This window comes from Archangium sp. Cb G35, assembly GCF_001896145.1.
Lineage (GTDB): Bacteria > Myxococcota > Myxococcia > Myxococcales > Myxococcaceae > Archangium > Archangium violaceum.
Genome location: NZ_MPOI01000023.1, coordinates 41,553 through 62,859 on the forward strand (window position 1 = coordinate 41,553; position 21,307 = coordinate 62,859).

Genomic DNA, 21,307 nt, shown 5'->3' on the forward strand with positions numbered 1-21,307 from the left:
ATTGCAACGCGTCTCGTTGGGGCTACGCAGCCGGGTACCCCTGAAGCGCAAAATGCAGACTGGGCATTCGAGGCGCTCATCCACTTGGCGCGTCTTGACCCACGTACTATCCGCCCACCTCCGGACGCGGTGCCCGCTTCCCTTTATAAGGAGACGCCCCGCAGCGCCCTGCGCGCACAGCTCTTTTGGGAACTCGGCGCTGCGAGCAACCACTACTTGGGGTGGTTGGCTGCCCGCGGCAACGTGTCACCCGACGAGGTAATTGGTAGGTTACAGCGAATCGGCGCTCGCCTGCGTGGGGCGACAGTCGCTGGGCCGAGGGACACGTCCCTCCTCCCAGGCCTTCACTTTGTCGCGACCGAGCACGCGGACATCCACCACCTCGTCCGACTTCTCGCGGCCACCATTGCGTCCACGAAGGATCGGGCTCTCCGGAGCGTTCCGCCTCCTGTTGACCACGAGGATGCCTACTCCGACTACTTGCATCAACGAGCGATGGGGACAACTGAGGCCCCGCGACCGCTCATCTGGCCCAATGCGGTGCGGTTTGTCTCCGAGTGTCTTCCTGGTCCACGGAAGCACTCGGTTGTCAGCTTCCCCACAGGGGCGGGCAAGAGCTTTCTCGCAGAACTCGCAGCGTCCCAAGCGGTACTGGAGGGGTGGGTGTTGTATCTCGTGCCCACTAATGCGCTAGCGAGCCAAGTGGCGACGGACTTGAAGGTGGCACTTCGGCCCCTTTCCGATATATCAGTTCGCCTCTTCTTCGGCGGCCAGGAATACACCACTGCGGAGGGTGATCGGGTCCGGTACGCCCAATCGGGTACGGTTGCCGTAATGACCCCCGAGAAGTGCGCCCTCGCGCTTCGGCTTTCTCCTGAGGTCTTCAACTCCTGCCGTCTCTGCATCTTCGATGAGTGCCATCTCATCGCAGAGCCAGGACGTGGGGCGCTTGCCGAGTTGGTGCTCAGCCACCTGCTCTCCTTGGCCTCCAACTGCAGTGTGATGCTGATGTCAGCGATGATGGCCAACCCAGAGGTGCTCTCCGACTGGCTCAAGAGCGCGACCGGGAGCGAGGTCGCCCTCATCGACGAGCCATGGCGTCCGACGCGCACCCTCCGCGCCACGGTTGCCATCGACCTTCCTCGGACACGTGCTTCGCAACTGGAAGCGATGGCTGACGGACGAGAGAAGGAGGCCCGGCGGAAGAAGCCCCTGAAGCGGCCAAAGCGTTACCCCTTCCGTTGCTTCCATGTGGCGGTTGCCGGCCTTCAGGGAGCTTGGACATCGGACAGCGCCGCAGAATATGCACTGATGCAGTTGCCGACCAGTTTGGAGGGCAAGACCGAAATTGATGGGGTCGGCGACTTGGAGGAGTCTTGGGTCAACTCATCGGCGGGCAGTCTCGCGGCGCACTTCTCGCGCCTGGACCAGCAGGTTCTGACATTTCTCGCCGCCAGCAAGCACCATTGCTTCACTGTTGCTCGCCAGGTTGCACCCGTTACTCAGGCGGTTGCGCGCCCAGTCCTGAGTAACCACGCGCGGGCCCTTCTCGCCGTGGCTCAAGCGGAACTGGGTTGCGAGAGCGAGCCTGGAACTCTCATCGAACGAGGTGTTGCAGTCCACACGAGTGCGCTCTTGGACAGCGAACGCCGAGCCTCGGAGATTGCCTTTCGCGAGGGCAGTGCACGCGCGATGTTTGCTACAGGCACACTCGCACAAGGTCTGAACCTCCCTGCCCCCATCGTCGTTATCGGAGGCACCTCCATCGGTGGCAAAGGTCCGAAGCCATCCGGCGATATGTCGGAGGAGCGCTCTAAGGCTCAGTTGCTCAACGCCGTGGGACGTGCAGGCCGAGCTGGTGTGGCCAACCACGGCTTGGCACTGGTTATTCCAGATTCGCCTATCGCAGTAGCGGCAGCAACCGATGCAGCCAAGGTTCGAAGGGCAGTTGCGTTTCTCAGTGACGAGGATGCCTCTTCGACATTGGACAGCCGCCTCTTGAGCTTGGCCGTGCTTGCTGCAGACCCTTCAGCGACGCTGACGACCGCAAAGTCCGACGAACTTGTCGCAATCTCCTACCTCGCAGCACGCCGAGATGGAGAGGTCACTGCTGAGACAATCCTCTCTAAGAGCTTCGCGGCGAGCCGGTGGCCTGGGCCTAATCGTATTTCGATGGTAAAAGGCGCCGCCTCGGCACTGGAGGGCTTGGAGCGTGTGTTCATCGCGCGTTCAGGTGCTCCGTCGTGGCTCCCTGCGGCCTGTGCGAAGTCCGGTCTCCCCTTCTTCCTCATGCTGCATTTGCAGCAGGCGCTCGAGCAATGTCCGGATGTTCTGGCACTGCCTCACGTAGGGGTGCCCATGTCGCGTTGGACGACGGCACTCTTCGAGGTACTTTGTCGGGTCTCCCCAGTGCATGTGATCGATCTCCTAGGGGAAAAACACAGTTCCGACGCGATTAGGTATCTCTGGGCGGTAGAGCCTTCGAGCGTTGCTCTCGCCTGGACCCCCAGTGACAAATGGAGGTTGGCCTGGAAGGCTTTGCAGGAGGCAGTAGACAAGTACATGGCAGGGAAGCCTTTGGCCGAGGTGGCGCGGGTGCTCGATGGCACTTCGCTATCGCCGGACCCGGGCCGCAGCAATCCCAGCGGCCCAATTCCACGTGCGATTGCTCTCGCCCACTCGACAGTTGAGCGCTTGGCGCGCGCTGCCGGTGGCCTGTTGGCGTTGTTGGAAGCGCGGCGAGAGGCGGAGTCGGCGCAAGAGCCAGTCGCAGTTCACGTAAACGAAGTGGCAAGCACGCTGGCACTGCTTCCATTGGCCATTCGTTCGGGATGCAACTCTCCGAGCACCCTCGCTTGGTACCGTTTTGGGATTCACCTTCGCCGCCCCGCACACCTCCTTTCAGAGTTGTTTCCGCTACCACTAGAGCAGAGCGGAGACAGCTTGGCCGAGGAGTGGGTAAAAGCACAGCGTACGGTGTGGCTCAGCCAGGATGCGGACTCGCGACTTGCCCGGACACCTGAGGAATTGACGTTGCTTGAAGCTGCTCGTGCCATCCTCAAGGGATGATCGATATGTCCCGCCGCACGCTGAGACAGTGTCGTGCTCCTCACGGGCCTCTCCAACTTGAGGCCCTAAAAATCTTGTCCGCCCCGAGCTGAGCCTTTCCACCGTGAGGTGCACGGTGCATCCGGTGGACGCGGCCGAGTTTCTCGAAAAGTTATTGGCCTGGATGTGACTCCAGGCGGCAACTCCCCCGACGCATAGCGCCTCGCTTTTCAGTCTTGCCGTGGTGGCTCAGTTTCAACCTCGTCATTGATGGTGTAACCATCGGCCATCGACAGAGGATACAGGGCGCGGCGTTGGACGTTGGCGTGGTTGACCGCGAGGTGGAATTCACCCGTGATCAGCACCCATGCGCGATCGGGCGGCTCGGTTTGCGCGTTCAGCCAGGTCTCGGCCACCTCACGGCTGGAGAACGAGGCCAGAGCGATGGGCGCCACATCCCGTACGAGCTCCGCGAGGTAGTACTCCATGGCGGGCCACGGCATGACCTTACGGTGGTTGATGTCTCGGAGATAGACGGCTTGGTTGTACTGGTCGCCGATCAACACCAAGGCCCTGCTGAGTGGCTCTGAGGTGTTCTCCAGCCACGCTGTTGCCTCTGCCTGCGTGCCAAATGCGGCGACGACGCGCGGTGGAGAGCCGGCTTCAAGTCTCCGCATATGCTCGTCCAAGGCGACAAGCGCGCCGGTCAAGACGATGTAGCCGACCACATCGAGGAGGAGGCGAATCGGTTCCTGGTCGTTGGTCGCACCCGGCTCGGCTAGCAGCTGATTGAAGAAGCCACGGGTTCTGGCCAGAAACTCTCGAATGTTCGCGCTGCCAGCCGCCCCTGGTTCGGTTGGGGCGAGATCGCGCGGTTCGACCGGTGTCGGGCTGCCTGGGGCCTGACTTTGGCGAAAGTCTTCGAACCGGTAGTCCTGGCCGGTTGCGGATATGAAAGAGAGCGTGTATCCCGCACACTCCAGGATTCTTTCTCGTTCGGGAGATTGCTCCTCCTTCCAGAGCCTCCCGATGAGTTTCTGGGCCTCGATGATTGCATCATGGATTGGCATCAAAGCCTCTCTTGATTCAGGGCATCAGTCGGTGAGGTCTTGAGTCTGCTCGTCAGGAGGACCGCTGAGGCTGGAGCCAGGATGAGGATTCCAGGTCCTCCACATGCCACGAATGTGACTCCAGCGATGATGATGATGGTGCCGGTCAAGATTTGCTTGCGGTGTTGTTTCGCCCATTCAACGGCGGGACCAATCGTCTCGAAGCGGTGCGCCTCCAATTCGCGCAATCGGCAGCAGTCGTTGTAGGGCTGGAGGCATTTCTTGTTGCACCACTCCGCCTTACCTCCTGCTTTGCGTGGAATCTTGACGCTGCCATAGCCGGGGGGGAGGGGGCGACTCATGCAATCTTGATAGCACGCATGCAGTTCCTCTTCGCAGTCGCGCGTGAAGGTGGCACGAAGGATGCGACCTGTATTGGTCTTTCTGCTAACCCGGTGCGGGTATTGCGACAAGTCGATGTCCTGGGCTGGCCGCCACTCGTGGGTGGGTTGTCCGTCCGGCTTCTCCTGAATGATGAGCACGTACTCCGCTAGGTCCTGCGGTCCGGATGGTCCCGCCAGGGTTGGGCGAGTGGCGCTACACGACATCAGCATGAGGCAGAGGTTCAGCACCATGAGTCGCTGGCGAATGATTCTGATGCTCATGTGGAGAACCTCCTGCCCATGCTCAGCGCGGTTGGTTGGCGGACGTAGGAGCACGACATTAGTCCCGCTGCTGCACTTCCCGCTCTGCTCACGAGTAGGTCCCTTTCTGCGGGTCCTGCACTCATGACTCTACCCGCGTATGCTCGCGGACGCCCCATGTCCCTTCGTCTCCACTCACTCCCCGAGTCCGCCGCGCGCATCCTCGAGGAACTGCGCGCGCCTCCGCGGCTGGTCGCCCACCTGACGCTCGTCCATGACGTGGCCGTCAGGCTCACCTCCGCGCTGCGCAAGCGCTGGCCCCGCTTGTCGTTCGACGCGGAGGCCGTGGTCTTCGGCGCCGCGCTTCACGATGTTGGCAAGGCGGTCGTCCGGGAAGAACTCTCCCAGCCAGGGGACAGGCACGAGGCCCTCGGGGAGCAACTCCTGCTCACGCGGGGCGTTCCGGCTCACCTCGCGCGCTTCGCCCGGACGCATGCGCAGTCCGAGCGCGAGGCCCTGGCGCTCGAGGACCTCCTCGTCACGCTGGCCGACACGGTCTGGAAGGGGAAGCGGGACGAGCCGCTCGAGCAAGAGGTCTGCTGCCGCGTGGCCGCTGCATGCGGGCAGGCTCCGTGGGAGGTGTTCCTCTCGCTGGACGAGGTGCTCGAACGGCTGGCGCGCGATGCCGATGAGCGCCTCGAGTGGCAGGCATCCCACGGCCTTTGATGTCACTCTTCAGTAGAGCGGGACTTCTCCGGCGTGGGTGGATGAGACAATCCGTCCCGGTTCGTCCAGTCAGACAATCTCTGACGTTTCACGGGTGCGGCAGGCCGGTTCACAGCACCGGTGGAGCACCTCACGGAACGACTGCGGCCGGCGTGTGCGCGGCTCTGTAGTTTGGCTTCGCAACCCGGGCAGACCGGTGTGCCCGGGGCGCCACCCGCGAGGGTGGTCTCGGCCGTTCACATTCATTCCAGATTCTCAACCATTGGAGAAAACCATGTTCCGCAAACTCATTTCCTTCGCGATTCCCACGGTGGCGCTGGGCCTGGCTGGCTGCGGCGTCGATGCAATGGAGCAGGAGCCCGTCCAGGGCGCCGAGCAGTTGGCCACCACCGAGCAGGCGATCTACTCGGTCATCCTCAATGACACCAACCTGAACTTCTTCCCGCCTCCGAAGGTGGCGGGTGACACCGAGTTCGGCGGGAACGGTCCCCGCATGGACATCAACGTCCAGCTCGAAATCCGCAACAACAGCACCGAACTGTGGGCGGGGATGTACATCAAGGCCCAGGAGACTGGGGGAGGCGACACCAGGGCCGAGGGTTGGGCCTGGTACCACATCTTCACCACCACGGGCGGCGCCATCGAGAAGGTCTGCCTGGCGGCTTTGGATGATGCGGATTGCAACACCCAGACGGCCACGTTGACCCAGCCGTTCTCGTTCGGCTTCACGGATACGGGGCACGGCCTCAACGGATACCAGTTCCCGCAGCTCATCCCCGCCACCAGGCTGGTGTGGCAGCTCTCCTGCGTGGGTGACACGGACGGCAAGGAGGCCGGGTCGAGGACCGGCTGCTCGGCCATCCTTCACGACTTGAGGGTGCGCTACCACTGAGTCCCGCCTCCGGCGGCGGCGCGACGCGTGACGCCGCCGCCGGACACCCCCTCGAGTGGATGCTTCAGCCGTCACGCCTTCGTCACCCCTGGGCCGGTAGGGATGCTCGCAACCCATCTTCATGGACTTGTGCGTGAACCCCCTGGTCATGGAACTGAAAAGATTCATCGAGATCGTCTCCTCCCACGAACCATGTGACACGCGCGGGGAGTACGCGCCGTGAGCCTGTCGACGGAGAGTGTTCCCATCCGCGTACTGCTGGTGGATCCGGAGCGTCCTTCCCGCCAGAGCCTGAGTACACGGCTGGCCGCGGACCCCGAAGTAGAGGTGGTGGGCGAGTGTGACAGTGGTCCCGTCGCGGTGCGGATGCTGCGTCAGCACTCCGTCGACGTGGTCTTCCTCGGTGTGGAGCTGCCGGGCATGGATGGCTTCCAGGTACTGCGGGAAGCAGGTCCCGCGCACACGGGCGCCACCATCTTCGTCAACACGGACGACACCCACGCCCTCAAGGCCTTCGAGGCGCATGCGCTCGACTATCTTCTCAAACCCTACGACGACGAGCGCTTCACCCGGGTGCTGTCACGCGCCAAGGAGCATGTGCGGGGCGGGCGCATCCAGGCGTTGGCGCGACAGTTGATGGGACTGCTGAGCACCTCCCGGTCCGCCGCGAACCTGGCGCCGCCGCCGCCTCCCGCGCCGCGTTATCTGGAGCGGCTGGTGCTCAAGGAGGTCGGCCGGGTCGCCTTCCTCTCCGTGAGCGAGGTGGACTGGCTGGAAGCCGAGGACTACTACGTCCAGGCCCACGCGGGAGGCCAGACGCACCTGCTCCGTCAGCCCCTGCGCGAGCTGGAGGCGCAGTTGGATCCCCGCCAGTTCGTGCGCATCCATCGCTCCACCATCGTCAATGCGCGCCGGGTGCGGGAGATGCGCCCGCTCTTCCATGGCGAGTACCAGGTCATCCTGGGTGATGGCACCTGTCTGAAGCTCAGCCGTGGTTACCGCGAGCGGTTGGACGCGTTGCTGGGCGTGGCGTGACGGACCCGGGTGCGGCACCGCGCCTCGGCGGCGCGTGCCTGCGCGGCATCCTCGGGACGGCCGGTCGCGTCCATGAGGGCCGCCGCGCGAGCGTAATGATCCGCGGCCTGCTCGGGGGGAAGCACCTGCTCGTCCGCGTGCGCGGAGGCCAGCAGGAAAGGCAGGGCGCGCTCCACCGAGCCCGCCTCCATCCAGTGGTGGGCCAGGAGGATGGCCGGGGCTCCCTCGCGCTCGAGCACGGTGGCCAGACGGCCATGCAGGACCCGGGCGGCGGCGGGAGAGAGGCTGGCCCGGACGGCTTCCAGCACCAGGTCATGGCTGAAGCGCTCGTCCACCAGGATCTGCGCGGCCTCGAGCGCGCTGAGCGCGGCATGAATCTCGGTGGCGCTCACCTCGAGGACGTCGAGGGCGATCGCTGGCCGGTAGTGGGCGCCGGCCAGGGCGGCGAGCTGGGCACACTGGAGGGCCAACGTGGACAGCCGCTCGAGGCGGCGCTGGATGAGCGGCCCGACGCGCCCTGGAGGCAACAGCCGGTGGGGCCAGTCCTTGTGGAGGGAGTCGGTCTCGAGGAGGTGCTTGAGGGTCTCGGTGATGTAGAGGGGATTGCCGCCGGTGTAGCGGGCCATGGCCTCGGCATGGGCCTCCGCGCCGGGGAGCCCCAGGCTCGCCAGCAATTGGCGCACCTCCTCGGGGGCGAGGAGGCCGAGGTCGACGACGCGTGCCAGATCCGCGTCCACCAACTGGCGCACGTTGGCCTCGGAGTAGGGCGGGAGCTCTCCCCGGCGGTAGCAATCGATGATGCGCGGTTGTCGAGCCGTCCCCACGTGGGAGTCGAGCATGCGTGCGACGGCGTAGGTGAAGACCTTGGAACTGGCCTTGTCCCAGTACTGCACGTTGTCCACGACGTGGATGACACCGCCCTCACTGAGCAGCCGGAGCGCCTCCGCTTGAGCATCGTAGAAGCGCAGCTCGTCGGCCTCGGAGGCCAGCGGGGAGAGACGGCGTGGGTCGCCCAGCTCGGGGAGGATGCGCGAGAGCTCGTCGCGCACCCAGTCTGGCAGCTTCACGTCGGGGTGGCGGGCCATGTGGGTCCGGAGGGCGCGGGCCTGTGAGGCGAAGGGGACCTCCTGGTCTCCTGGACGTCCTTCAATCCGGAACCACGGTCCCTTGAAGGTCGCGAACTCCTCGGCGAGCCGGGACTTGCCGCTCCCGGGCTCCCCGGTGATGAACAGGACCTGACCGGCGTTCCAGCCCTCCTCGAGCTGGCGCCAGGCGGCCTCCCGGCCCACGAGCACCGGAGGCCGCAGCACGGAGACGGGGAGTGGTGGAGGGAGCGCGGCGGGAGGACGGGGAGGCGGGGTGCCCTGCTCGATGTGCCGCACCAGCTCGAGGGTCTCGGGCATGGGGGTGACGTCCAGCTCGCGAGAGAGGACGGAGCGCAGCCGCTCGAAGGCCGCGAGGGCGGCGCCGCGATCCCCCTGGAGGTAGTGCAGGCGGATGAGGTAGCGGCCGGCCTGCTCGGATTCGGGCTCCTGTTGGACCCAGGCCTGGGTCTGGGTCAGGGCGGTCGTCCAGTCGCCCTGGGCCATGTGGCGTTCGATCTCCGCCTCTCGCGCCTGGCGCACCCAGCCCTCCACGGCGGCACGGGCACCGTCCAGCCACCGCGCCAGCTCGGGGCAATCGTCGAAGTCGAAGCCAGCCAGCAGCGGGCCACCGCCTCCGGGACTCAAGGCTTCGAGGACCTGGGCATGCGCGTGGGACGCGGCGGCGGACTTCAAGTGCGCGACGTCCACGGTCAGCTCGGGACCGCGCTCCAAGCGCTCGGTGTCTGCCTTCACCACCTCGAGGCCGCCACACGCCAGCCGCAGCCGGCGCAGGAGCTGGCGCATGTTGTTGCGTGCCGTGGTGGGGGGAGAGTCGGGCCACAGCAGACCGCTCAGGAAATGCTTGGGCGAGGGGCCTTCCATCCCCAGGTAGGCCAGCAACGCCGCGACCCGCCGCTCCAGCCGTACCCGTTGGCCCTCGGGACCTTCGAGCCACGCCGCTCCCAACACCCGCCCTGTCCACCCGCTCCAGGCCACCTCGGTCCTCCTCTCCCGTCGTCACGCCGGCCGGCTTTCCAGGCTACCAGGACACCTGGAGAGGGAATGCTGTAAAAACTCCAAAGTGGGAAATCCCTGGAAGATTCCCTGCTGGATCCCAGAGGATGCCCGCGTCGTCCTTCCCCCCCCACCAGGAGCCCGTCGTGTCGTCCAGACTCTGTGCGTTCGTCCTTCCCCTGCTGCTCGCCACCTCCGCCGCGGCGCAGACCCCGGTCATCTCCTTCCCGGCGAGCGGCCCCTATACGGTCACCGGCACCCTGCGAGCCGGTCAGCCCTTCACCGTCCAGTACGCGCTCGACCGGCTGAAGACGTGCCGTGCGACGTACAGCGGCATGGACACCTGGCTCATCGCCGTCGAGTACCGCTTCGACTACGGCACCTTCCAGAGCGCCTACGTGACCACCACGAGCGGCTACATCCGGCAGCCCGCGCCGGCCACCATCACGGCGCCGGTGGGGGCGCGCACCCTCGAGATGCGCTTCAAGAACTGGGACCGCGGGAGCTGCGTCGCCTACGACCCGAGCTCCTGGCCCATCTACACGTTCACGCTCCAGCAGTAGCCCGCCGCACGGGGATTGGGCTCAGGGCGTCTTCCAGTCCCCGTAGCAGCCCACGAGGCCGCAAGCGACGCACCGGCAACCGACGTAGAACCACCGGATGTCGGTGCTGTCCTTGTAGAACGCGGCGCCGGTGGCGATCTCGAACCGGGAGCCGCCACAGACGCACTCGCGCTCCTCGAGCTCGGCATCCTCGAGGTAGTCGGCGCTGTCTCCGATGGGGGTCTGCCGCTGGCAGGCCGCACAGACCTGGACGGCCGCTCCCTCGTCCTCGTCCAGCAGCAAGCCCAGCTGCTCGGAGCCGCACTCGCACTTCAGGTCGTCCATCCGCTCGACGGGATATGCGTTCGCTTCGCTATAGCGTGCGAGCATCGGGGCGATGTCCGCCCGCGAGTCCCCGTAGAAGTACTTGCCCTTCTTCTTCAGTGCCATGGCGCGAGAGCCTACTCGGCGCGGTGACGCTCCAGCAGGGCTCCGGCCCAGGTGAGGCCGCTGCCCACCACCGCGAGAGCCACCGCGTCTCCCACCTGGGGGTTGTCCCAGTTCTCCGAGAGCACCGTGGGCGCGCCCGAGGCCCCACAGTTGCCGCGGTGCTCCACGTTGTAGAAGTGGCGCGCGCCGGACACCTCGGTGCGCCGCTGCACCGCCTCCAGCATGCGCAGGTTGGCCTGGTGGCCGATGAGGCTCAGCCCGTCCGGTGTGCGTCCCGGTGCGGCCGCGAGGTAGTGCGCGCGCAGCGCGAGGAAGGTCTCGCTGGCGCGCTTGATGGCGAAGGTCTGCACCGCGGAGCCCTGCTGGGTGAAGTGGCCCGCGCGAGGCACCTTCACCTTGTCCGCGCCCGAGGGGCTCCCACCCAGGAGCGTCTGGGTGATGCGCCAGGGGCCGGGGATACGAGGGCTGAGCAGCGCGGCGCTGGTGCCATCGCCCCACAGCACGCAGCTGGAGCGGTCCGAGTAGTCCACCACGCGGGTGGAGTTCTCCGGGTTCACCACGAGGATGAAGTCCGGGAGGCGCTCCGGCCGCATCCCGGCGAGGAAGTGCAGTTGCGCGCAGAAGGAGGAGCAGGCGGCGTTGAGGTCCAGGGACGGGGCCTCGATGCCCAGCGCCTCGGCGATGCGGCAGGCCTCCGCCGGAATGCACTCGTCGGGCGAGCAGCCACCGGACACCACCATCCCCACGTCCTTCACGTCGCGCCCCGCGCGTTGCAGGGCCATCAGCGCCGCGCGCTTGCCCGTCTCCGCGTTGGAGTACAGCGCGGCCTCGAGTGCTCCGCGCACGTCACGGTTGCGTGTCTCGCGGATGTAGTCGAGCGGCAGCACCGTGTGCCGGGTGCGGATGCCCACCCGCTCGACGATCCATGCGTCGTCCGTCTCCAGGCCGATGTCTTGGAGGAACGCGTTGGTGATGAGGTTCTCCGGGTGGAAGTGTCCGAGCGCGTGGAGGAACATGCGGACCGTCTACCCGAGCCACGTCATGGCTCTGCCACGGGCCCGCGGATTTCACGCGGAGGCCACGGTGTGACGCGGTGCGCGTACGCCGCGCACCGCGTCATTCACCGCCTGCTCCCTCTACTTGCGAGCCGCCAGCACCGGCGCCTGGAGCGCGTCGGGCACGGGCTCATACGTGGCCAGGCGCAGGGAGGCGGTGGCGCGTCCCTGCGTGCGGCCGCGGAGGCTGTTCACGTAGCCGAAGAGGGTGGCCATGGGCACCTGCGCGGAGACGTTCCGCACCGCGCCATGGCCCTCCATCCCCCGCACACGCCCGCGCCGGGCGGACAGGTCCCCGAGCACGTCGCCCAGGAACTCCTCCGGCGTGGTGACCTCCACGTCCATCATGGGCTCCAGCAACTGCACGCCCGCGCTCCGCGCCGCCTCCTGGAAGGCCAGCGAGCCGGCCATCGTGAACGCCTGCGGCGTGGAGTCCCGCACGTGCGTGCTCCCATCCACCAGATGCACCTCCACATCCACCAGCGGGTAGCCCGCGAGCACGCCCTTGTCCATGGCGCCGGCCACGCCCTTCTCGATGGCCGGAATGAACTCCTTCGGGATGACACCGCCATGCGTCTCGTCCACGAAGACGAGCCCCGAGCCTCGTGGCGCGGGAGCCACCTCCAGCACCACATGGGCGAACTGTCCGGGCCCGCCGGTCTGCCGGACGTGCCGGTACTCCTGGCGTACCTTCTGACGCAGCGTCTCGCGGTAGGCCACCCGTGGCTGGCCCACGCTCGCCTCCACGCCGTACTCGGTTCTCAAACGGTCCACGATGATCTCCAGGTGCAGCTCTCCCATGCCGGACAGCAGTTGCTGACCGGTTTCGGGGTCCACTTCCACGCGCAGGGACGGGTCCTCCGCGGCGAGCCGCGCCAGTCCGTCCTCCATCTTCTGTTGCTCCGCCCGAGAGCGCGCCTCGATGGCGAGCTGGACGACCGGCTCGGGGAAGCGGAGCGTCTCCAACAACACGGGAGCCTCCGGAGCGCACAGCGTGTCGCCCGTGCGCACCCCGCGCAGGTTGAGCGCCGCGCAGATGTCGCCGGCATGCACCTCGTCCACCTCCTCGCGCTTGTTGGCATGCATGAACATGAGCCGTCCCACGCGCTCGCGGCGCTCCTGACGGGTGTTGAGCACGGCCATGCCCGTGCGCAGCGTGCCCGAGTAGACGCGCAGGAAGACGATGCTCCCCACCGCCTTGTCGTGCATGAGCTTGAAGACGAGCGCGCACAGCGGCTCCTCGTCACTGGCCGTACGGGTGGCGGGCTCCCGCGTTCCGGGAGTCTCGCCCCGGGCCGCCGGAAGGTCCGACGGGGCGGGCAGGTAGTTGATGATTCCATCCAGCAGCATGCGCACACCCTTGTTCTTGAAAGCCGCTCCGCAGAGCACCGGCACCAACTGCCGCTGCAACGTCCCCGCGCGCAGCGCGCGCTCCAACTCCTCGGCGGTGATGTCCGCCATCCGTCCCTCCACGTACTTCTGGAGGACGGTTCCATCCACCTCGGCGCAGGCCTCGATGAGCCGCAGGCGCAGCGCTTCCGCTTCCGCGCGCAGGTGCGCCGGAATCTCCTGTCCCTCGGCGGGCTCGCCGCGCTCCCCGTCGAAGAGGAAGGCCTTCATGCGCGGCAGGTCGATGAGCCCGGTGAACTCCGGGCCCGCTCCGATGGGCAACTGCACCGGCACCGGGTTGGCGTCCAACCGCTGGCGGATGGAGCGCACGCACATGGCGAAGTCCGCGCCCACCTTGTCCATCTTGTTGAGGAAGGCGATGCGCGGCACACCATGCCGGTTGGCCTGGTGCCACACCGTCTCGGACTGGGGTTCCACGCCCTGGCTGGCATCGAACACCGCCACCGCTCCGTCCAGGACGCGCAGGGACCGCTCCACCTCGATGGTGAAGTCCACGTGGCCCGGCGTGTCCAGGATGTTGATGCGGTGCGGGAGACCCGCGAAGGGCCCCCGCATCGGCTTCCAGGAGGCGGTGGTCGCCGCCGAGGTGATGGTGATGCCGCGCTTCTTCTCCTGCTCCATCCAGTCCATCTCGGTGGCGCCGTCGTGCACCTCGCCCACGGTGTGGATGCGGCCGGTGAAGAAGAGGATGCGCTCGGTGAGCGTGGTCTTGCCCGCGTCGATGTGGGCCATGATGCCGATGTTGCGGTAGCGCTCGATTCGAGTGGTGCGAGACATAAAGGACTCCCGTTCCCGCCGGGTGCACGCACCCGCGGGTTGAAGACAGACACTGGTTGAGAGGGATGAGGCGCTCGGGGTCCTCGGGCGCGCACACGCATGCCCGGAAGCGGCCGCTCAGGGACGCTCAGGACGGCGTGAGGACACACGAAGGCCCGGGATGATCAGCGGCGGAACCAAGCCCCTGCGGCACACGGGAACCAGCCAACCCGCGTACCAGGGAACCCGGTCCGCCTGATCAAATGTCGAGCAGAACCTTGTTGCGGGAGCCGAGACGCACGTCCGCCATCGGCGCGAACTCGCGCTCTGACGGCACACCCAGGATGGTGGTGGTGACGGGCCTCATGACGGGGACATATTTAAGACATCAGCGCGAATTGTCAATCCTGAGCAGGCATTGACCCGGCGCGACCTGGAGGGCCGCGGCGCGTTCACCGTGAGACGGTCCCTGACTTGCAGATGCGCATCGCGATGTTTCGTTCCCACCCTGGAGCCTCACCCATGTCTCGACGTGCCGGCGTACTCCCCCTCCTCTTCGTGCTCGGGCTGGTGCTCGGCGGTTCCCCCGCCGCCGGGCAGCCGGCCCCGCTCTCGGGCTTCGACGGCTACACGAACACTGCCCTCCGCGAGGGGAACGTGCCGGGCCTGTCCGTCTCGGTCGTGAAGGATGGCAAGGTGGTGTTCTCGAAGGGGTATGGCGTGCGGAAGGTGGGCGAGTCCGCTCCCGTCGACGAACACACCCAGCTGTCGATCGGGTCCATCTCGAAGTCCTTCGCGGCCATCGGCCTGGGCATGCTGGTGGACGAGGGCAAGGTCTCCTGGGACGACCCCGTCAGCCAGTACCTCCCGTACTTCCAGCTCCATGACCCCTACGTGACGCGAGAGCTCACCCTCCGGGACTTGCTCGTCCATCGCGTCGGGCTGCCCGAGGTGTGCGGCGGCATCCTCTGGTACGGCTCCGATTTCAGCCGCGAGGAGGTGCTCAAGCGGCTGAGCTACATCAAACCGGTCTCCAGCTTCCGCGGCACCTTCGCCTACCAGAGCGTGACGTACATGGCGGTGGGTGAGGTCATCCGCGCCGTCACCGGGAAGTCCTGGGAGGACTTCACCCGCGAGCGCATCTTCGCCCCGCTCGGGATGAACGAGAGCAGCCCGCTCTTCAGTGACTTGAAGAAGTCGAAGAACCTCGCCCTGCCACACGTCCGCATCGACGGCAGGCCAGTGGCCATCGCCTATCGCGACTCCGACGCGCTCGGGCCCGGCGGCGCCATCGTCTCCAGCGCCCATGACATGGCCAGGTACATGCAACTGCTGCTGGCCGAGGGGAACCTCGACGGCAAGAAGCTCTACAGCGAGAAGGTGGCCCAGGCGCTCTTCACCCCGCAGATGCTCGTGCCGAGCCGGCCCTCGTCACGGCCCGAGCTCAAGCCGCTCGACTCCTGGTTCAGTGCCTATGGGTTCGGCTGGTTCCTGCGCGAGTACCGTGGGCGCAAGCTGGTCTTCCATACGGGCGGCATGGACGGCATGTCCGCCATCGTGATGCTCGTGCCGGAGGAGAAGCTCGGCATCACGGTCCTCTCGCACAACGATGGAGGTCTCTTCTACGCGCTGGCGCTCCGGGTGCTCGATGCGTACCTCGGTGCTCCTGCCACCGACTGGGCCGGGATCCTGTCGAAGCTCCGGGGTGAGGGCGAGAAGAAGGCGAAGGAGGCCGAGGCCGCGCTGGTGGCCGCTCGGGTTCAGGGAACGAAGCCCTCGCTCGAGCTGACGCGCTATGCCGGCAACTACCGGGACCGCATGTACGGGGACCTCTCCATCGCCCAGGAGAAGGGGAAGCTGGTGCTGCGCTTCAGCCACAGTCCGTCCTTCACGGCGGACCTGGAGCACTGGCAGTACGACACCTTCCGCCTCCATTGGAGGGATCCGATGAACTGGCCGAAGGGCTTCGTGACGTTCTCCCTGGATGCGAAGGGGAAGCTCAAGGGCTTCGAGTTCGATCAACCCAGTCTGCTCGATGTGCACTTCAATGAGCTGACGGTCGAGCGCGTTCCCGAGGCGCGTTGACGGAGACGCGGCGCATGGGCTGGGCCTTGCCGTACGTCAGCGAGCGGGTCACCCACTCGGCAGGGCCGAAGCGGAAGCGTGCCAGCCACAGATGGCTGAAGACGATCTGCAGGGCGAAGAGCACCAGGGTCAGCGCGAATTGCTTCGCGGGGCCCAACCTGCCCATGAGCCCCAGCCCGTAGCCGTAGAAGCAGAGCACGCCCAGCACCGACGTCAGCAGGTAGTTCGTCAGCCCCATGCGGCCCACGGGTGCGAGCACGGCCAGCCGCCGGCGCCACGTATCGCGCTGGAAGAGCAGGGTGATGCCCGCCACGTAGGCCGACGCCATGCCCAGCTCTCCGAGGTGGCGCATCGGCCCCATGACATACGGCAGCCAGGGGAGCGTTCCGGGTTGGATGATCTTCCGGGAGAAGAGCTGCCCGACGAGGATGCCCACGCCGCTGGCGAAGAGGCCCAGTGCCAGGCCCCACCCGAGCAGCCGGCGGAAGAAGGGCAGGTGCTGGGGGGCGTCATGGAAGATGCGGCGGCGTCCCGCCCACAGGCCCAGCAGGAAGCGGCCGGTGACGACGGGCAGGAGAACGCTGAGATTCCGGAACAGGTCCCCGCTGTAGTACGCCGCGCCCACGCGCACCGTGTCGAGCCAGGAGCCGTGCGAGAACGCCTCCAGCACCTGGGCGCGGAGGGCCTGGGAGCGCTCCATGGCGGCCTTCGCGGCCTCCTCGGCGCCCGGCGAGCCGAGCAGCTGGGGCAGTCGCAGGGCCGTATTCCAGAGCGTGGGGCCGAGGAAGATGAGCGCGGCGGCCCAGAGGAGCAGGGTGCGGTCCTCACGCTTGTGGAACAGCAGCAGCATGAAGCCCAGCAGGGCGTAGGTGCTGACGATGTCGCCCTGAAAGAGGAGGAACAGGTGCGCGAGGCCGACGCCCAGCATCACCACCAGCCGCCGCGCGTAGACCGGGACGATGGAGGTGCCGCGGCCCTCGGCGCGTCCGAGCTGCACCGCGAACCCCAGGCCGAACAGGAAGGCGAAGATGGTGATGAACCGGCCGCCGATCAGCGGGCCGAAGGCCTGGTGGATGACGGTGTCCATCCAGGATGCCTCCTGCATGAGCGCCTCCACCTGGGGGCGTGGGCGGAACATGAGCCCGCTGAACCACAGGTACACGTTGGCCAGGAAGACGCCGCACAGCGCGAAACCCCGCAGCGTGTCGAGCAGGACGAGGCGTTCACCCTCCTCGACGGGACGGGCGTTCGTGGCGGGGGTGGAAGCGCTGGTGGAGGCCATGAGGGGGCGCAAGGCAATGCCCGGGCCAGCTTCCCGGTGCCACCCCTCCCATGTGTGACAGCGGCGCCCGCTCGCTGGGGCGTTCCCATTTCTGGGACGAGCCCCTTCAAGAACGGACATGCACGGCGGTGGGCGCTGGCTCGCCCGGCGTCCAGGCGACGAGCAGCCCGAGGAGCAGCCGGCCCGGGACATTCCGCCGGGGGCCTTGCCCGAATCATCACCCCACGGGTCCAAGGTTCTGGAGTGCCAGCAGGAGGCCCGCGTCGATGACGATCCTATTGCAGTTACAACCAGGCGGCGGTGGGCCCCGGATGGACGCGCTCGGGTCTGCTAGAGTGCGCTCTTCCCCATCCCCGGTTGACGCATTGAGCCGAGACGACTCGCAGCAGATCTCCCTGCTCTTCAACCAGCATGGGCCCCGGGTGTACCGCCGGGCGTTGCGGTTGTTGGGCAATCCGGCCGACGCGGAGGAGGCCACGCAGGAGATCTTCATCCGCGCCTTCCGTGCCGCCGGGAGCTTCCGGCAGCAGAGTCAGATGACGACCTGGCTCTATCAAATCACCACCAACTACTGTCTGAACCTCATCCGTGACCGCTCGCGCCGCACCGAGCTGCACGAGGAGCACGTGGCGCCCACGGCGGACAGCGACTCGCGGGCCGCATCGGTGAGCCCCGATGATCTCGTGCTGCTGCGCCGGTTGCTCTCGGAAGCCGACGAGCGCCAGGCCGCCGCCGCCGTGTATGTCTTCCTCGACGGCATGTCGCACGAGGAAGCGGCCTCGGTGCTCGGCGTGTCCAAGCGCACGGTGGGCAACCTCCTGGAGCGGTTCCAGGAGTGGGTGAACGCGCGGACGGCGGGAGGCCCGGATGGCGCTCCTCCTCCTGCTGCACCGCCACCGGAACGCAAGACCTCGGGTTTCCTGGGATTTGGAAGGAAGCGCTCATGAAGCCGCCTGACTTCGTCAATCTGCGCGCGGGTGGGCCGGAGTGCCCTTCCGACTTCACGCTGGATCGGCTCCACGCGGGAGAGCTCCCGCCGGAGGAGGCTCAACGGACCGAGCGTCATGTGGCGGGCTGTTCCGATTGTGGTGCTCGCATGGCCGAGCGCCGGGCCGGCTTCGGTGCCATCGAGGGCGTGGACCCGCGCGTGATGCTGGGGCGCATCCGGAAGGGGCTCGATGAGCCCGCCCGGGCTTCGCTCCCCGAGCGGCTGAGCGGCTGGACGCGCCGTCTGCTCGCCCCGCTGGCGATGGTGGCCACCGCGGCCGTCGTGCTGATGGTGGTGGTCCCCGGCCAGCAGGGGACGCGGATGAAGGGGGCGCTCGGGCTGCATGTGTTCCGGCTCACGGGCGACCATTCCGAGGAGGTGGTGAGCGGTGAGGCGTTCGCGCCGGGCGACCGGCTCCGCTTCCGCGTGGACGTGCCGGCGGAGGGGCACGTGACGGTGTTCGGCGTCGAGGCGTCCGGGGCGCTCTATACGGCGTGGCCACTGGAGCCCGGTGTCCAGACGCGCTTCGAGGAGGGCAATGGCATCGAGCTCCCGGGCGCGGTGTCGCTCGACGCGCAGCCGGGCCGCGAGATGCTCTACCTGGTGCACTGCCCGCTCGAGGTGGGTCCGCCGGAGTGCACCTCGGGAGGCGCCGGGGAGAAGCCCGTGTGCCCCGAGGGCTGCGCGATGACGCCGTTCATCATGGAGAAGGGCGGATGAGCCGGGGAGCCGTCTTCCTGCCAGGCCTCGTGCTGGCGGTGCTCGTGTCCTCGCCGGCCCGGGCGCTCCCCGAGCACACCTGGGTGGTGGCCATCGGCCATGATCAGGGGGCTCCCCACGAGGTGGGCCTGCTCTTCGCGGAGCAGGATGCCCGGGCCTTCTCCGACGTGCTGCGCCAGCACGGGGGCGTCTCGTCGCGGCGGACGATGCTGCTGCTCGGCGATGACGCGGCCTCGGTGCGGAGGGCATTGCAGGATGTGAACGCCTCCATCCGCGCCCAGGCGGGGGCGGGGCATCCCACCGCGCTCGTGGTCTTCTACTCGGGTCATGCCGACGCGACCGCGCTCCACCTCGGTGGAACGGAGCTGCCGCTCGAGGAGTTGAAGACGCTGGTGGCGGGCTCGCCCGCGGGCGTGCGCCTGCTCGTGCTCGATGCCTGCCGCTCCGGAGCGGTCACCCGGGTGAAGGGCGTCAACGCCGCCGAGAGCTTCGACATCTCCCTGCGCAACAACATCGCCACCGAGGGCCTGGCCATCCTCACCTCGAGCACCGCGGGCGAGTCGAGCCAGGAGTCCGATGAGCTTCGCGGCTCGTTCTTCACCCACCACCTGATGAACGCGCTGCGCGGCGCGGCCGACCATGACGATGACGGCAAGGTCACGCTGACCGAGGCGTATGGTTATGCCTATACCCAGACGCTGCGCTCGAGTGGTCAGACGGTGGCGTTGCAGCACCCCACCTATTCCTGGGAGGTGAAGGGGCGCGGCGAGCTGGTGCTGTCGACTCCGGCGGTGACGCAGGGAAGGATGGGGCGGCTGCGGCTCGGTTCCTCGTCGCTCTACCTCATCCTGGAGGGGCGGCGCGGGGGACCCGTGGTGGCGGAGGTCTCGCCACAGGGCAACCGCCGGGAGCTGTCCCTGCCCGCGGGCCATTACTTCGTGCAGCAGCGCAGCACCGAGGAGTACCGCGAGTACCAGGTGTCCCTGGCCGCGGGCGCCGTGGCCGATGTGGCCTCGCTGCCCTTCGAGACCGTCCGCTATGACCGGCTCGTACGCCGCCGGGGGGGCGAGAAGCGCTACACCCATCACGTCTCCCTGCTCGGGGGGGCGCAGGGGGAGATGCTCGCGGGAGACGGCACCGCGCCGCAGCTTCGCGTGGGTTATGGGCTCGACTTCGATTGGGGCTCCGTGGGCGTGCGGCTGCGGGGCATGCGGAGCCAGGGCTCCGGGCTGGACGGGCTGTTGCCGCGCACCCACGACGAGGTTGGCCTGGGATTGACGCTCCAGCGCTTCGTGGACCTCGAGCACGTGAGCCTGGCATTCGGGCTCTTCGCCGAGGGCGTGTACCACCGGCAGGCTTTCGACACGGACCGGGTATCTCCGGACCGGCAGTCGCTGGGCGCGGCCTTCGGCGGAATCCTGTCGGTGGAGCGGCATCTGGGGGCGGGGCTCGCGCTGCGGCTCGAGGGCGGGCCGGTGACGGGCCTCTTCCAGAGGGCGGTGATGAAGAACGGGGTGGAGGCGAACCCCGAGCTGGCGAGCCCACTCACCTGGTGGGGCGCGGGAGGACTGGTATGGCGCCGGTGAGCACCGGGGGCAGGGCCGTTTCCCTTCTTCGTCGCGGGCTCGTCTGCATGCTCGCGGGCGGGGCGCTCGCCTGCGGAGAGACGCTCGTCGACGAGACGTACTCGGGGACGCCGTTGTTCACGCTGCGGGGACGGGTGGTGGCCCCCTCGGATTACGTCGATGAGGAGGACGCGGAGGTCTTCCTCATGGTGCTGTGGAGCCCGGGCGGCGCGGCGAACGCGGACAAGCTGGTGCCGCAGCCGGGGACCCTCCGCCGCATGGCGTTCTTCCGGTCCTTCGAGATGCACCTGTTCGACGAGCCCGGACGCGAGTTCCTCTCCACCACGCCCTCCGGCGCGCGGTATGCCATCGGGCGGCTCGGGGGCTTCCGGGATGCGAATGGCAATGGGCGCAAGGATGACTCGGAGCTGTTCGAGGGGTACTCCCAGAACGCCTTGATTCGCGCGCCCGAGGCGCTGTCGGCCAGTGATTCACCCACCGGGGCTCCGTTGAGCGCGGGGTGGCATCTCGTCTCGACTCCGCTCCAGTGTCCCTCCTCCGGTGGACCCCAGCCCACGCCTGGACCCGTCGATCCCGTGGCGGATGGAGAGTGTGGGGTACCGCTCGGAGCCGGGTGCAAGAAGGACGCGGACTGCGGGAAGGGGGTGTGTGTCCTCAACTTCCTCGGAGAGTGGGGCGGTGGTGCCTGCCTCATTCCCGAGCCGCCGCCCAACGGTTGCCGTCAGAAGGGCTCGGTCCTGCTGCGGGCCCCCTCGCCGGACACGACGGCCTATTGGATCAAGGCCTGTGCGGTGTCGGAGGACTGCGGACGTCTCCATCCGTATCAATGCGACCAGCAGATCCGGGGCTGCAGGCCCTCGGCCGAGGCTGTCGTGGACATCAACGGGCGGGAGCCGGCGCGCTCCTTCTGCGGGGGCTCGGGCCCTCCCCAGTGATTCCT

The 21,307-nt window shown here is 67.3% G+C and carries 17 protein-coding genes; 10 read left to right on the plus strand and 7 right to left on the minus strand.

Annotated features, from left to right (window positions below):
* The first annotated feature begins 495 nt into the window (after positions 1-495).
* A complete protein-coding gene (locus tag BO221_RS48685; RefSeq protein ID WP_233166609.1) occupies positions 496-3,069 on the plus strand; it encodes a DEAD/DEAH box helicase in 2,574 nt (857 codons plus the stop codon).
* A 209-nt stretch (positions 3,070-3,278) separates the two neighbouring features.
* Here the strand turns inward: BO221_RS48685 and BO221_RS48690 are convergent, their stop codons facing one another.
* Positions 3,279-4,118, minus strand: a complete 840-nt coding sequence (locus BO221_RS48690) for a hypothetical protein (protein WP_073567794.1) — start codon at positions 4,116-4,118, stop codon at positions 3,279-3,281.
* The gene (locus tag BO221_RS56880) at positions 4,118-4,762 is read right to left on the minus strand and encodes a hypothetical protein (protein ID WP_073567795.1); all 645 of its coding nucleotides are present in this window, start codon (positions 4,760-4,762) and stop codon (positions 4,118-4,120) included. Before BO221_RS56880 ends, BO221_RS48690 begins: the two co-directional genes overlap by 1 nt.
* A gap of 156 nt (positions 4,763-4,918) precedes the next feature.
* Between BO221_RS56880 and BO221_RS48700 the strand changes: the two genes are divergently transcribed.
* The 3 genes from BO221_RS48700 (at position 4,919) to BO221_RS48710 (ending at position 7,394) form a co-directional block, all read left to right on the plus strand.
* Positions 4,919-5,467 carry an HD domain-containing protein gene (locus tag BO221_RS48700; protein WP_073567796.1) on the plus strand — a complete coding sequence of 183 codons (549 nt, stop codon included), beginning with the start codon at positions 4,919-4,921 and terminating at the stop codon, positions 5,465-5,467.
* Between the two features lie 274 nt (positions 5,468-5,741).
* Positions 5,742-6,359 (plus strand): hypothetical protein, encoded by a 618-nt coding sequence (locus BO221_RS48705; RefSeq protein ID WP_073567797.1) that lies wholly within the window; start codon positions 5,742-5,744, stop codon positions 6,357-6,359.
* Between the two features lie 219 nt (positions 6,360-6,578).
* A complete protein-coding gene (locus tag BO221_RS48710; RefSeq protein ID WP_233166601.1) occupies positions 6,579-7,394 on the plus strand; it encodes a LytTR family DNA-binding domain-containing protein in 816 nt (271 codons plus the stop codon).
* Here BO221_RS48710 and BO221_RS48715 read toward each other — a convergent pair.
* Positions 7,355-9,475 (minus strand): BTAD domain-containing putative transcriptional regulator, encoded by a 2,121-nt coding sequence (locus BO221_RS48715; protein WP_073567798.1) that lies wholly within the window; start codon positions 9,473-9,475, stop codon positions 7,355-7,357. The genes BO221_RS48710 and BO221_RS48715 overlap by 40 nt on opposite strands.
* A 164-nt stretch (positions 9,476-9,639) precedes the next feature.
* On the opposite strand from BO221_RS48715, the gene BO221_RS48720 reads away from it, so the two are divergent.
* Entirely contained in the window at positions 9,640-10,056 is a 417-nt protein-coding gene (locus BO221_RS48720; protein WP_143196132.1) for a DUF6209 family protein, read from the plus strand.
* A gap of 21 nt (positions 10,057-10,077) precedes the next feature.
* Here the strand turns inward: BO221_RS48720 and BO221_RS48725 are convergent, their stop codons facing one another.
* From BO221_RS48725 to fusA, 3 genes are all read right to left on the minus strand, one after another.
* On the minus strand, positions 10,078-10,485 hold the full coding sequence (locus BO221_RS48725) for a hypothetical protein (protein WP_073567800.1): 408 nt from the start codon (positions 10,483-10,485) through the stop codon (positions 10,078-10,080).
* A gap of 11 nt (positions 10,486-10,496) precedes the next feature.
* Entirely contained in the window at positions 10,497-11,501 is a 1,005-nt protein-coding gene (locus BO221_RS48730; RefSeq protein ID WP_073567801.1) for a 3-oxoacyl-ACP synthase III family protein, read from the minus strand.
* Positions 11,502-11,621: 120 nt separating this feature from the next.
* Positions 11,622-13,727, minus strand: coding sequence for an elongation factor G (gene fusA / locus BO221_RS48735; protein ID WP_073567802.1), 2,106 nt, complete (start codon positions 13,725-13,727; stop codon positions 11,622-11,624).
* Positions 13,728-14,228: 501 nt separating this feature from the next.
* Here fusA and BO221_RS48740 point away from each other — a divergent pair.
* Complete coding sequence (locus BO221_RS48740) at positions 14,229-15,791, plus strand: serine hydrolase (RefSeq protein WP_073567803.1); 1,563 nt, start codon at positions 14,229-14,231, stop codon at positions 15,789-15,791.
* Here BO221_RS48740 and BO221_RS48745 read toward each other — a convergent pair.
* Positions 15,751-17,073, minus strand: coding sequence for a DUF418 domain-containing protein (locus BO221_RS48745; protein WP_073567804.1), 1,323 nt, complete (start codon positions 17,071-17,073; stop codon positions 15,751-15,753). The two genes, BO221_RS48740 and BO221_RS48745, sit on opposite strands and share 41 nt — an antisense overlap.
* Positions 17,074-17,438: 365 nt before the next feature.
* On the opposite strand from BO221_RS48745, the gene BO221_RS55230 reads away from it, so the two are divergent.
* Genes BO221_RS55230 through BO221_RS48765 form a run of 4 tightly spaced genes read left to right on the plus strand, consistent with a single transcriptional unit; the run spans position 17,439 to position 21,302 of the window.
* Complete coding sequence (locus tag BO221_RS55230; protein ID WP_073567805.1) at positions 17,439-18,020, plus strand: RNA polymerase sigma factor; 582 nt, start codon at positions 17,439-17,441, stop codon at positions 18,018-18,020.
* The gene (locus tag BO221_RS48755; protein ID WP_073567806.1) at positions 18,017-18,781 is read left to right on the plus strand and encodes a zf-HC2 domain-containing protein; all 765 of its coding nucleotides are present in this window, start codon (positions 18,017-18,019) and stop codon (positions 18,779-18,781) included. Before BO221_RS55230 ends, BO221_RS48755 begins: the two co-directional genes overlap by 4 nt.
* Positions 18,778-20,367 (plus strand): caspase family protein, encoded by a 1,590-nt coding sequence (locus BO221_RS48760; protein ID WP_073567807.1) that lies wholly within the window; start codon positions 18,778-18,780, stop codon positions 20,365-20,367. The genes BO221_RS48755 and BO221_RS48760 overlap by 4 nt, the downstream gene beginning before the upstream one ends.
* The gene (locus tag BO221_RS48765; RefSeq protein WP_073567808.1) at positions 20,355-21,302 is read left to right on the plus strand and encodes a hypothetical protein; all 948 of its coding nucleotides are present in this window, start codon (positions 20,355-20,357) and stop codon (positions 21,300-21,302) included. Before BO221_RS48760 ends, BO221_RS48765 begins: the two co-directional genes overlap by 13 nt.
* Positions 21,303-21,307 lie beyond the last annotated feature (5 nt).